The 11808-nt window shown below is 67.7% G+C and carries 11 protein-coding genes and 1 pseudogene; 1 reads left to right on the plus strand and 11 read right to left on the minus strand.

Going from position 1 to position 11808, the window contains the following annotated elements; all coding sequences use genetic code 11:
* The 11 genes from QM634_RS10315 to rplJ all read right to left on the minus strand — a co-directional run.
* On the minus strand, positions 1 to 535 hold a 535-nt coding region (locus QM634_RS10315; RefSeq protein ID WP_415042695.1), incomplete at its 3' end, for an MlaD family protein.
* A gap of 1 nt (position 536) precedes the next feature.
* Entirely contained in the window at positions 537 to 1901 is a 1365-nt protein-coding gene (locus tag QM634_RS10320; RefSeq protein ID WP_415042696.1) for an MCE family protein, read from the minus strand.
* Positions 1901 to 3319, minus strand: coding sequence for an MCE family protein (locus QM634_RS10325; RefSeq protein ID WP_415042697.1), 1419 nt, complete (start codon positions 3317 to 3319; stop codon positions 1901 to 1903). The genes QM634_RS10320 and QM634_RS10325 overlap by 1 nt, the downstream gene beginning before the upstream one ends.
* Positions 3320 to 4417, minus strand: a complete 1098-nt coding sequence (locus QM634_RS10330) for an MCE family protein (RefSeq protein ID WP_415042705.1) — start codon at positions 4415 to 4417, stop codon at positions 3320 to 3322.
* A gap of 35 nt (positions 4418 to 4452) precedes the next feature.
* Positions 4453 to 5547 (minus strand): MCE family protein, encoded by a 1095-nt coding sequence (locus tag QM634_RS10335; RefSeq protein ID WP_415042698.1) that lies wholly within the window; start codon positions 5545 to 5547, stop codon positions 4453 to 4455.
* Positions 5544 to 6884 (minus strand): MCE family protein, encoded by a 1341-nt coding sequence (locus tag QM634_RS10340; RefSeq protein ID WP_415042699.1) that lies wholly within the window; start codon positions 6882 to 6884, stop codon positions 5544 to 5546. The genes QM634_RS10335 and QM634_RS10340 overlap by 4 nt, the downstream gene beginning before the upstream one ends.
* A gap of 3 nt (positions 6885 to 6887) precedes the next feature.
* On the minus strand, positions 6888 to 7766 hold the full coding sequence (locus QM634_RS10345; RefSeq protein ID WP_415042700.1) for an MlaE family ABC transporter permease: 879 nt from the start codon (positions 7764 to 7766) through the stop codon (positions 6888 to 6890).
* 2 nt (positions 7767 to 7768) lie between these two features.
* Positions 7769 to 8575, minus strand: a complete 807-nt coding sequence (locus tag QM634_RS10350) for an MlaE family ABC transporter permease (protein WP_415042701.1) — start codon at positions 8573 to 8575, stop codon at positions 7769 to 7771.
* A 6-nt stretch (positions 8576 to 8581) separates the two neighbouring features.
* The gene (locus QM634_RS10355; protein ID WP_415042702.1) at positions 8582 to 9775 is read right to left on the minus strand and encodes an ABC transporter ATP-binding protein; all 1194 of its coding nucleotides are present in this window, start codon (positions 9773 to 9775) and stop codon (positions 8582 to 8584) included.
* A 301-nt stretch (positions 9776 to 10076) separates the two neighbouring features.
* Complete coding sequence (gene rplL, locus QM634_RS10360) at positions 10077 to 10472, minus strand: 50S ribosomal protein L7/L12 (RefSeq protein ID WP_415042703.1); 396 nt, start codon at positions 10470 to 10472, stop codon at positions 10077 to 10079.
* Positions 10473 to 10560: 88 nt separating this feature from the next.
* Positions 10561 to 11088: a 50S ribosomal protein L10 gene (gene rplJ / locus QM634_RS10365; protein WP_415042704.1), complete on the minus strand. Its 528-nt coding sequence runs from the start codon at positions 11086 to 11088 to the stop codon at positions 10561 to 10563.
* Between the two features lie 263 nt (positions 11089 to 11351).
* Here rplJ and QM634_RS10370 point away from each other — a divergent pair.
* Positions 11352 to 11808: pseudogene (locus QM634_RS10370) on the plus strand (fructose-bisphosphate aldolase); the annotation flags it as partial.

The following is an 11808-nucleotide window of genomic DNA, read 5'->3' on the forward strand; positions in this document are numbered from 1 at the left end:
CCAACCGCGTCAGATTCTCACCCTGACCGTTGAACGCCTTGCCCAACTCCTCGACAATCGTCTGCAAATCCTCCACCGGCACCGACTCGGCAAAATCCAACGCCGAATTCACCACATCCTCCAACGGCGGCGGCAGTTCGGTCTTGTCGGAGTGGATGATCGAGCCCGACTTCAGGAAGGGGCCGCTGGCCGAGGTCGGCCGAAGGTCCATGTACTGCTCGCCGATCGCCGAGCGCGACGCGATCGCGACCTCGGCCGACGCCGGGATCTTCGGCGCGTGGCGGCTGATCCGGACGTTCGCGTTGACGCCGTCGTCGGTCAGCTTGAGCGACTCGACGCGGCCCACCGGCACACCCTGGTAGGTGACCTCGGCGTTCGGGAAGATGCCGCCGGAATCCTTGAGCTGCACCGTGATCGGGTACTCGGAGATCCCCGCCAGCCGCGGCAGGCGCGCGTAGCTGGTCCCCACGATCAACATGGCGACGATGCCGAGGATCGCGAACGCGGTCAGCTGGATCTTGACGAGGCGGGTCATGTCAGCGACCGCCCTTCAGCATCGACACCGGGCCGTCGAGGGCCTGCTGGCCCGGCTTCGGCGGCGTCAGCACGATGTACTGCGGCTTGCGCTGCTCATCCCGCTTGCGCTGCTTCTGTTTCGCGGCCGGGTACGGCAGGTCGGGGCGGTAGCCGCCGTAAGACGGCGGGGTCCACGGACCGATGCGCGAATTGGGCGGCGGCGGCAGCAGGCCGACCGACGGCCAGCCCCAGCGCGGACCGTTGCCCTTGTAGTAGGGGTTGGCCGGGTCGACGGGGATGTTGCGGGCCTTGGGCGGCGAGTAGATCGGCGCGCCCTGCCCGACGCCCAGCGCCTCGAGCTGGTTGAGCAGCCGCAGGTCGAGCGTCATGAACAGGTTGGTGGCGTTGCCCTTCGCGGCCGGCGTGAGCCAGTCCGGGAACGGGACGGTCAGCATCAGCGGCGCGGCGGTGATCAGGTCCGGCATGGACTTGGCCAGCGACGACAGGATGGGGCGCAGGGCCTTCAGGTCGGCGATGATCGCCTCGCGCGACTTGCCGAGCACGTCGGTGCCGACCTGGCCGAGCTTGTCGAGCTTGGTCAACAGGTCGACGAACTGCGGGCGCTGCTGCTCGAGGACCTGGACCCCGGCGGGCAGCTGCTCCAGGATCTGCTCGATCTGGTCGGTCTGCGACGACGCGCGGGTCGAGAGGGCGGCAAGGCCGTCGATCGCGGTGACGATGTCGTCGCGCTGCTTGTTCAGGTTGCCGATCAGCTTGTTGGTCTGGATCAGCAGGCTGCGGGCCTTGTTGTCGGTCGGCGAGGCACTGCCCGCCCCGGCGACGTCGAGGGCCTTGGTCAGCTCGGACACGATCGGCTGGAGCTGGTTGAGGCCACCGTTGTTGAGCAGCATCGACAGCGCGCCGAGCACCTGCTCGATGTCGGTGGCGGTGCGCGTGCGCGGCTGGCCGTTGGAATCGACACCGGCGATCGGCGAGTCCTGGCTCTGCGGCGGCGCGCTCTGCGCCCCGTCCGGCTCGGTCAGGCCGACGAACTTCTCACCGAGCAGCGCGGTCTGCTGGACCGCCGCGTGCACCTGGTTGGACACCTTGACGCTGTCGCGCACCAGGATGTCGACGGTGGCCTGCCACTCGTCGGGCTTGATGGTGATGTCGGTGACGCGGCCGACGACGATGCCGTCCTTCTTCACCAGCGACTGGGGCACCAGGTCCAGGATGTCGGAGAACTTCACCTGGAAGTGCTTCGGGTTCGACCCGACGTCGACGCCGCCGGGCAGCGGCACCGACTGCAGGCCGCTGCACGAGGCCAGCAGGCCGACGCTCGTCGCCGCAACGGTGGCGGCCGTGAGGTTCTTGATCCAGCCCATCAGCGGCCACCTCCCCGCGGTGCCTGCGCCGGGTGCGTGTACGGCGGCGTGGACGGCACCGAATCCGACGGCTTGGCCGGCTTGCCCGGCTTCGTCGACCGGTCCGAGGGCGGGCGCTTGCGCGGCGCCAACGGGTTCGGGGTGGTCGGCGCGGGCGTGATCAGACCGGGGTCGCGGTTGCCGCGGCGCGTGCCCGGCACCGAGTAGCGCTGCGTCTTGTCGTTGCTCATGATGCCGAACGGCAGCACCGGGAGCAGCGGCGAGACGCCCTTCTCCACCTGGCGGGCCAGGTCGGTGCAGTGGCTGATGATCGGCGCCATCTTGCGCTGCCAGTCCAGGAACGGCTGGGTGCCCGGCATGATGCTGCCCGGGTTCAGCAGGTTGCACTGCATCGACAGCAGGGCCTGCAGGTCCTGGACGGTCAGGCGCATCGCGAGGGTGCCCGACTCCGCGTCGTAGGCGTTGATCAGGTTCGACACGGTGACCGGCAGGACCTCGAGGATCTCCTTGAGCGAGTCCTGGCGGTTCTTGAGGACCTCGGTGGTCGGCTTCAGCGAGCGGACCGTGTCGCCGATGGTCTGCTGGTTGTCGTTGACGAAGCGGCTCACGTCGCCCAGCGCCACCGACAGGGTCGCGAGCGCCTGGCCGAGCTGGTCGCGCTCACCGGCCAGGAAGGTGTTGAACGAGGCCATCTGGGTGTTGAACTGCCGGACCTGCGTGTCGTTCTGCTCGAGCGCCCCGACGAAGGTGTTCAGCTGCTTGATCGTGTCGACGATGTTGCCGCTGGAGTCGGACAGCGTCGTGGCCGCCTTCGACAGGTTCTCGAAGGCCGCGCCGAGCTTCTCGCCGTTGCCGCGCAGGTTGTCCGCGCCGACGCGGACGAAATCGGTGACCGCACCCTCCTTGTTGCCGCGCTTGGCGTTGACGCCGTTCGGGCCGAGGGACTTGGACAGCTTCTGCAGGTTGCCGTACAGCTCGTCGACCTCGACGGGGACCATCGTCTGGTCCAGGCCGAGCACGATGTGCTTGGGCGCCAGGTCGCCGCCGGTGTAGGCCGGGGTGAGCTGGACGTAGCGGTCGGAGATGATCGACGGTGCGACCTGGGCGGCGCGCACGTCCTTGGGCAGCTTCAGGCCGCGCTCGACCCGCATCTTGACGTGCACCTTGTCGCCGTCGGGCTTCACGGCGGTCACCTTGCCGACCTTCACGCCGAGCATGCGGACGTCCGAGCCCTTGTAGATGCCGATGCCGCGCTTGAACGTCGCGTCGACGGTCGTCGAACCGATGCCGGAGAAGGCCCACCACAGCACCGAGCCCACGATGAGCGCGAGGACCGTGCCGAGCACGATGCCCACGATGTGGCGCGGGGTGAACCAGCGCCCGGGTCCGGTGGTCGTCGTCAGATCTGGGGTCGTCATCTACCCGGCCTCGGTTCCGCCGTTGTTGAACATCTTGATCTTGTTGGGCGGCCGCGTGGTGTTCTGCTGCGGCAGCGCCGGCGGGATCAGGTTGGTCACCATCGACTCGAACCAGCGCCCGTTGCCCAACACGTTGCCGTAGAGCCGGTAGAACGGCGCCAGCGACTGGATCGAGCGGTCCAGGTTGTCCTTCTGCTTGTTCAGCAGGCCCGCGACCTGCTGCAGCGAGCGCAGCGCCGGGCCGATCTGGGCCTGGTTGTCGGCCACGATGCCCGACAGCGCCTTGCTGAGCGTCGTCGTCGACGAGAGCAGCGTGCTGATCGACTCCTGCCGCTTGTTCAGCTCGTCGAGCAGCTGGCCGGTACCGGCGATGAGCTGCACGAACTCCTGGTTGCGGTCGGCGAGGATCTTCGACGTCGACTTGGTCGCGCTGAGCAGCTTCTGCACGTCCTGGTCGCGCTTGGCGATGGTCTGCGACAGGCGGCTCAGGCCGGTCAGGGCCGGACCGAAGTCGCCCGCGGTGCCCGAGAACGCCGTCGACATGGCCTCCAACGACTCGGACACCTTGTCGGTGTCCAGGTCGCTCAGCTGGTTGCTGGCGTCGCTGAAGGCGTCGATGACGTCGTAGGGCGAGATCGTGTCGGTGATCGGCTTGGTCGGATCGGCCGAGTTGGACCCGCGCGGGGTCAGGCCCAGGTACTTCTGCCCCAGCAGCGTCTTGATCTGGATGGAGGCCTGCGTCTGGTCGCCGATCCAGGTGTTGTTGGCGTTGAACCTCACCTGGACCTTGTTGCCGTCCTTGTTGAGCCCGACGCTCTCGACGGTACCCACCTTGATGCCGGCGACGCGGACCTCGTTGCCCGGCTGCAGACCGGCGGCCTCGCTGAACTCGGCGGTGTACCGCGGACCGGCGCCGAGGATCGGCAGCGAGGTCAGGTAGAACGACGAAATCGACACCATGAGCAGCATCAGGACGCCGAGCGCACCCACCGTGATGGGTGAGCGGCGGCCGGCGAAGCGCCGGGACGGGTGCAGCTTCTGCGGCTCCAGCGCCGCGGCCTCCGCCTCGGCCCGCTTGCGGGCGTCTTCCTCGGGCATCGCTGCCTGATCCTTCTCGTCAGCCATGTCCACCCCTAGTACGGCCGCCGGTTGTCACGCCAGCACCTGGTCGCCGCGCTGGTGTAGAGCACGTGGTTGATATCGGGCGTCGGGATGAGCGGATCGGTCAGCAGGACCGACTTGCCGTTGCCCATCACGAGGTCCACCCCGCAGAGGTAGAACTGGAACCAGGAGCCGAAGGTCGCGGCGCGACCGATCTTCTCCAGCTTCGGCGGCAGGTTCGTCAGGATCGCCTGCACGTCCTTGTCGCGGCGGTTGATCTCGTCGGAGGCCGCCTTGAGGCCGGCGATGTCACCGGCGATCGCCGGGCGCGTCTGGCCCAGGATCGAACCGAGGACCGTCGTCAGGTTCGACACCGACGTGACCGCCGAACCGACCGACTCCTTCTGCGACGCCAGGCCGTTGACCAGCTGCGAGGTGTTGACCAGCAGCGACTCGAACTGCGAGTCGTGGTTGTTGACCGTCTGCAGCACCTTGTTCAGGTTGGTGATCAGTTCGCCGATCACCTCGTCGCGGTTGGCCAGGGTGTTGGTCAGCTCGGCCGTCTGCGAGATCAGCGACGACATGGTGCCGCCCATGTTCTGGCCGGGGGTGTTCTGGAAGACATTGATGATCTGGTCGGCCAGCTTGTTGACGTCGTCCGGCTTGAGCTGGATGAACACCGGCTTGAAGCCGTTGAACAGCTCGGTCAGGTTGACCGCCGGGGTCGTCTCCTGGCGGTTGTTCTCGCCGAACACGTAGCCGGGGCGCAGCACCTTGTTGGACTCCCCCGCACCGCGCTCGAGGGCGAGGTAGCGCAGGCCGGTCAGGTTGCGGTAGCGGATGAGGACCTGGGTGCCGTCGGGCAGCGAGTCGCGGTCGACGGCGAAGCTGACCTTGGCCTTGTCCTGGTCGTAGACCTCGACCTTGCTGACCGCGCCGACGCGCACACCGGCGATGCGGACGTCGTCGCCGGGGTTCAGCATGGCGGCGTCGTCGAAGATCGCCTGGTAGTCGTGCTTGCCCGACGACCCCGCGTTGGCGATGGTCAGGGCGAGCATCGAGGTGGCGACGACGGTCACCACGGCGAAGGTGATCAGCTTGACCAGGGGCGAGACGATCGACTTCATCGGAGGTTCACCTGCCCTCCGGGGAGTCGGGACGCGCCCAGCACGGTCACCCAGCTCGGGATGTCCTCGGGCGAGACGCCCGAGGCGGCGCCGTAGAGCATCTGCAGCTGCGCCCGGAAGACCGGGTCGGACCAGGCACTCGTCGGCACGCTGGCCATGCCCGCGGGGAGCGCCGAGTACTGGGCCGCCGGCATCTCGGGCATGTTGCGCGGGCCCGGGTTGCGCGAGGGCACCTGGTAGGAGCCGTCGGCCAGACCGCCGCCGGGGAACTGCGGGAACGGGCGGCCGTTCTTGGCCGGCTTGTAGCAGACCGGTCCGCGGTCGTAGTCGAACAGGCGCGGCTCGTCCTGGTTGGGCAGGTAGCGCCCGCGCGGGTTGACGAACTGCAGGTTGACGCGGACACCCGGGTTGGGCGTGCCCTCGCCGACGATGCGCCGCGACTCGGGGATCAGGCCGGCGAAGTTCTTGAAGGTGCAGCCGAAGGTCGGCGACTGGCGCGCCAGGCCGTTCAGCATCTCCTGGGAACCGGTGAAGATGCTGATCAGGTCGTTGCGGTTGGTCTTCAGGAAGGCCGTCGTGTCGTCGGAGGCGACGCCGAGGGTGGCGATCAGGCCGGCCAGGTCGCCCTGGCGCTCGACGACGGTGTTGCCGGTGACGCGCAGGTGGTCGAGGGCGTCGATGATCGACGGCAGCGCCTGCGAGTAGGTCTGGGAGAAGGACGCCAGCCCGCGCAGCGTCTTCTGCAGGTCGGTGGTGTGGTCGTTGACCTCGGAGAACACCGCGTCGAGGCGCTTGATGGTCTCGCCCAGCTCCTGGCCGCGGCCGGTGAGCGCCTGCGAGACGTTCGTGAGCGTCACGTTGAGGTCCTGCGGCGGCACGGCCTTCAGCAGCGGGAGCAGCCGGTCGAAGAAGTCCTGGACCTCTTTCGCGTTGCCCTGGTCGGCCGTGGAGATCTGGTCGCCGCCCACCAGGGTCGCCGCGCTCGACGACTCGTGCGGCACCTCGAGGGCGACGTAGCGCTCGCCGAACAGCGTCTTGGGCAGGATGCGGGCGGTCGTGTCACGGGGCAGCAGCGACAGCTTGTCGGGGTCCAGCGCCAGCACGACGTCGACCTTGCCGTCCGGCGACGGGTTGACCGCCTTGACCGTGCCGACCATCATGCCGCGGGCCTTGACGTCGGCGTGCTGGGACAGCGAGTTGCCCGCCGAGTCGGTGTGCAGGATGACGTCGCCGGTCGAGTGGAACTTGCCCTGGAACTTCATGATCGAGCCGCCGATGAACAGCGCGATGACCAGGAAGAAGGCCAACCCGGCGAGACGGAGTCGGAGTTTGCGCATGGGTCAGCCCGCCACCCTGACCGTCGTGGTGGTCCCCCAGATCGCCAGACCGAGGAAGAAGTCGAGCAGCGCGATCAGCACGAGGGCTGTTCGAACCGCGTGTCCCACGGCCACGCCGACGCCGGCCGGACCGCCGGAGGCGTAGTAGCCGTAGTAGCAGTGCACCAGGATGATCACGAACGCGAAGACCAGCACCTTGCCGAACGACCACAAGACGTCGGCCGGTGGCAGGAATTGGTTGAAGTAGTGGTCGTAGGAGCCGCCCGATTGCCCGTTGAACACGGTGTTGATCGTTCGCGACGCCGTGTAGGCGGCGAGCAGACCCAGCACGTAGAGCGGGATGACGGCGACGAAGCCGGCGATGACGCGCGTGGTGACCAGGAACGGGATCGACGGGACGGCCATGACCTCGAGGGCGTCGATCTCCTCGGAGATGCGCATGGCGCCCAGCTGGGCGGTGAAGCCGCAGCCCACCGTCGCCGACAGCGCCAGGCCGGCGACCAGCGGCGCGACCTCGCGGGTGTTGACGTAGGCGGACAGGAAGCCGGTCAGCGCCTGCGCGCCCAGGTTCTGCAGCGCCGCGTAGCCCTGCATGCCCACGACGACGCCGGTGAAACCGGACATGAGGACCATGACGCCGACGGTGCCCAGGATGACGGCGAGGCCGCCGGAGCCGAAGGCGACCTCGGCCAGCAGGCGCAGCACCTCGCGGCGGTAGTGCACGAGGGTCCGCGGGATCCAACCGATCGCCCGGCTGTAGAAGGACATCTGCTCGCCGGCACCGTCGAGGACGCGCAGCGGCTTGTCGGCCTGCTTGCGAAGCTCGTAGCCGACGTATTCGGCCCGGCTCTTGGCGATGGTCACGCCGCCACCTTCGGTCATGATCACGCCCCCTTCGGCGGAACGACCTGCAGGTACACCGCGGTCAGGATCAGATTGGCGAAGAACAGGAGCAGGAAGGTGATGACGACGGACTGGTTGACCGCGTCGCCGACGCCCTTCGGACCGCCCTTGGGGTTGAGGCCCTTGTAGGCGGAGATCACCCCGGCGATCACGCCGAAGATCGCGGCCTTGATAGTCGAGATGTAGAGGTCGGGCAGCTGGGCGAGTGAACCGAAGGACGCCAGATAGGCGCCCGGGGTGCCGCCCTGCACCACGACGTTGAAGAAGTAACCGCCGGCGATGCCGATGACCGCGACCAAACCGTTGAGCAGGATCGCGACCAGGACCATCGCCAACACGCGCGGGACCACCAGGCGCTGGATCGGGTTGATGCCCAGCACCTCCATGGCGTCGATCTCCTCGCGGATCGTGCGCGCACCCAGGTCGGCCGCCACGGCCGACCCGGCCGCACCCGCGATGAGCAGCGACGTGACCAGGGGCGATCCCTGCTGGATGACCACCAGGACGCTGGCCGCGCCGGTGTACGACTCGGCGCCGATCTGCTTGATCAGCGAACCGGTCTGGAGGGAGACGATCGCACCGAAGGGAATCGCAATGAGCGCCGTCGGGAGGATGGTGACGCTAGCGATGAACCAGGCCTGCTGAATGAATTCACGCCACTGGAACGGGCGCACAACAGACTGGCGTGCGACGTCGATGAATAGCTGGACAATCCTGCCCGTCTGCTCGAAGGCACCGGCCCCGGCAGCAGCGATTCGGTCGACGCCACGCTCGGTGGCGGTCGTCATCGGTGGTTAGCTCCCGCTGTCTTCCTCGGTCTTGCTCGGCGTGACCATCGGGCCGTCGTCGACGGCCTCGCCGACCGTGTTGAACACGTCGGTCTCGGCCTGTGCGGCGTTGGCCGTCACCCCGGCAGCAGCGCTACCGGCCGCGGTCGCCATGGCCGCGGTCTGCGCTGCGGCCGCCTGGGTGGCTGCCTGGGCACGATTCTCGGCGAGAAGCTTATCTTCCTCCTCCATGCTCCGACGAATCGCCTCCTGGGCGTTCGGCGGCAGCGTGTGGATGATCTCCTCGACGTTCTTGCGGTGACGACCGGCGGCCTTGCGCTCGGGCATGCCCGGGTTCGGCTGGACCTGCGCGATGATCTCGCTGAAGTCGTCCTTCGTGCCACCACCGGAGATGCCGGCGGCCTGCATCGCGGCCTCGGCCGCGGCGACTGCCTCGTCCTTCTCCTCCGACATGCCGATCGGGCCGAAGCGGTCGCCGGAGAGGAACTGCTTGACGACCGGCTGCTCGCTGGTCAGCAGGACCTCGCGGGGTCCGAACATGACCAGTTCCTTGCGGAAGAGCATGCCGATGTTGTCCGGGATGGTGCGCGCGATGTTGATGTTGTGCGTGACGATGAGGATCGTCGCGTCGATCTGCGCGTTGATGTCGATCAGCAGCTGGCTGATGTAGGCGGTGCGGACCGGGTCCAGACCCGAGTCCGGCTCGTCACAGAGGATGATCTGCGGGTCGAGGACCAGGGCGCGGGCCAGGCCGGCGCGCTTGCGCATACCGCCGGAGATCTCACCGGGGAGCTTGTCCTCGGCACCGGCCAGACCGACCAGGTCGATCTTCTCCATGACGATGGAGCGGATCTCCGACTCCGACTTCTTGGTGTGCTCGCGCAGCGGGAAGGCGATGTTGTCGAACAGGCTCATCGAACCGAACAGCGCGCCGTCCTGGAACAGGACGCCGAACAGCTTGCGGATCTCGTAGAGCTCACGGGCCGAGCACTTGGTGATGTCGGTGCCGTCGATGATGACCGAGCCCTGCTCCGGGTGGAGCAGACCGATCAGCGTCTTGAGGAACACCGACTTACCGGTACCGGACGGGCCGAGCAGCGCACTGACCTCGCCCTCGGGCAGGGTCAAGGTGACGTCGCGCCAAATGTTCTGCGAGCCGAAGGACTTAGTCAGTCCCTCCACGCTTACTTCAACACCCACTGCGGTTCCCTCCAGTCGATCGTCCGCTCACGGCAGTCGGAGTGACTCCCGCATCCCCATAAGGCATATGTGGTCGCAGTCACTCTAACGCACCGGCGCGCCGGTTCCGACTCGAACTCCGGTCCCACTCACTTGGACGGTTGTCCCTACTCGCGAGTAACACCCTTAACAAGGGCTAAGAGTAGCGCATCAGGGTGCCCTCACTCCAGCCCGCCGGCACGCGAAAGCCCCGCGGGAGACATCCCACGGGGCTTTCGACGGTGACGTGCACGACCGGACCGCAAGCGGCCCGGTCAGCGGGTCACTTGAGCGAGACCGAGGCGCCGGCCTCTTCCAGCTTGGCCTTGGCAGCCTCGGCGTCCTCCTTGGAAACCTTCTCCAGGAGCGGCTTCGGCGCACCCTCGACGAGGTCCTTGGCCTCCTTCAGGCCCAGACCCGCGACGACCTCGCGGACGACCTTGATGACCTGGATCTTCTTGTCGCCGGCACCCTCGAGGATGACGTCGAACTCGTCCTGGTCGGCAGCGGCGGCACCGGCGTCGCCGCCGGCAGCCGGCGCACCGGCAGCGGCCACGGCGACCGGGGCGGCCGCGGTGACCTCGAAGACCTCTTCGAACTTCTTCACGAAATCGCTGAGCTCCAGCAGGGTCAGTTCCTTGAACTGATCGATGAGCTCGTCAGCGCTGAGCTTCGCCATGATGGCGTCCTTCCTTTAGGTGGTCGACGGCTGCGGGTGCAGCGCCGACCGGGTTGTTGCTTGACCGGGTGGTCGGTGGCGGCGTGGATTACTCCGCGCCCGCAGCTTCCTTCTGCTGCTGCAGGGCCGCGGCGAGGCGCGCCACCTGCGATGCGGGCTGGTTGAACAGCCCGGCTGCCTTTGCCAAGTTGCCCTTCATGGCACCGGCGAGCTTGGCCAGGAGGACCTCACGGGTCTCCAGGTCGGCGATCTTCTCGATCTCGGCCACCGACAGGACGTTGCCGTCCATGTAGCCGCCCTTGACGACAAGGGCCTTGTTGTCCTTGGCGAACTTCTTGATCGCCTTGGCCGCGACAACCGGCTCGCCCTGGATGAAGGCGATGGCCGTCGGGCCGGAGAACAGCTCGTCGAGCCCTTCCACGCCCGCCTCTTTCGCGGCGAGCTTGGTCAGGGTGTTCTTGGCGACGGAGTAGGTCGTGCCCTCGCCGAGGGAACGGCGCAGCTCGGAGATCGCCGGAACGGACAGGCCACGGTATTCCGTGACGACCGTTGCGGTTGCACCCTTGAACTGCTCTGCGATTTCCGCAACCGCGGCTTCCTTTTCAGGCTTGGCCATACTTCGCCTCCTCTCATTTCGCTATCGCGCAGAGGCGCCGGCGCACGGGCCAACACAAAACAAAACGCCCCGCGCAGGAAGCACACGGGGCGTACATGGGCGGCGCCGGGGCGTCGCACGTATTCCTCGGGTCATCCTGCGTGGGCCGCCGACGTGTTGACGTCGAGCCTTCGATGAGTCGTCGCGAGACTCCCCATGACCAACGGTCTCTGGCTGAACCTGCTGCGGGCACACGCCCGCAACAAACGCATAGGCTACCGGGTATGGCGCAGCGTTCCAAATCCGATTCCCCCGGTCGCGACTGGTCCGAGCCCGGGTCGGCCGCGGCACTCGCCTCGGCGCGCGCGGCCGATGCCGCCGACGCGATCATCGACCGCCACCTGCGGCGATTCGCCCACCTCCCCGGCACCCGGATCGGGACCGTCGCATGGCCGCCGTCGTCGACGACCCATTGGCACTATTGGTGGCAAGCCCACCTGGTCGACCTCCTCGTCGACGCCGAGATCTCCCGCCCCGGCACCATCGGCCGCGGCCGGGTGCGCGACCTGCTGCGCGGCATCCACCTGCACAACCTCGCACGCTGGACCAACGACTACTACGACGACATGGCGTGGCTGGGCCTGGCGATCGAGCGGGCGCGCCGCCACCTGGGCGTCGGCAGCGCCCGCGGCGAGCGCGTGCTGGCCGGCCGGATCCGCGGGTCGTGGGCGCCGACCAAGG

This window comes from Gordonia sp. (in: high G+C Gram-positive bacteria), from assembly GCF_047606305.1.
Classification (GTDB): domain Bacteria; phylum Actinomycetota; class Actinomycetes; order Mycobacteriales; family Mycobacteriaceae; genus Gordonia.

Coding starts and splice junctions, on each gene's coding strand:
- QM634_RS10350 (WP_415042701.1), bottom strand. CDS start 8,575: ATGACGACCGCCACCGAGCGTGGCGTCGACCGAATCGCTGCTGCCGGG.
- QM634_RS10320 (WP_415042696.1), bottom strand. CDS start 1,901: ATGGGCTGGATCAAGAACCTCACGGCCGCCACCGTTGCGGCGACGAGC.
- QM634_RS10340 (WP_415042699.1), bottom strand. CDS start 6,884: ATGCGCAAACTCCGACTCCGTCTCGCCGGGTTGGCCTTCTTCCTGGTC.
- rplJ (WP_415042704.1), bottom strand. CDS start 11,088: ATGGCCAAGCCTGAAAAGGAAGCCGCGGTTGCGGAAATCGCAGAGCAG.
- QM634_RS10345 (WP_415042700.1), bottom strand. CDS start 7,766: ATGACCGAAGGTGGCGGCGTGACCATCGCCAAGAGCCGGGCCGAATAC.
- QM634_RS10330 (WP_415042705.1), bottom strand. CDS start 4,417: ATGCCCGAGGAAGACGCCCGCAAGCGGGCCGAGGCGGAGGCCGCGGCG.
- rplL (WP_415042703.1), bottom strand. CDS start 10,472: ATGGCGAAGCTCAGCGCTGACGAGCTCATCGATCAGTTCAAGGAACTG.
- QM634_RS10335 (WP_415042698.1), bottom strand. CDS start 5,547: ATGAAGTCGATCGTCTCGCCCCTGGTCAAGCTGATCACCTTCGCCGTG.
- QM634_RS10325 (WP_415042697.1), bottom strand. CDS start 3,319: ATGACGACCCCAGATCTGACGACGACCACCGGACCCGGGCGCTGGTTC.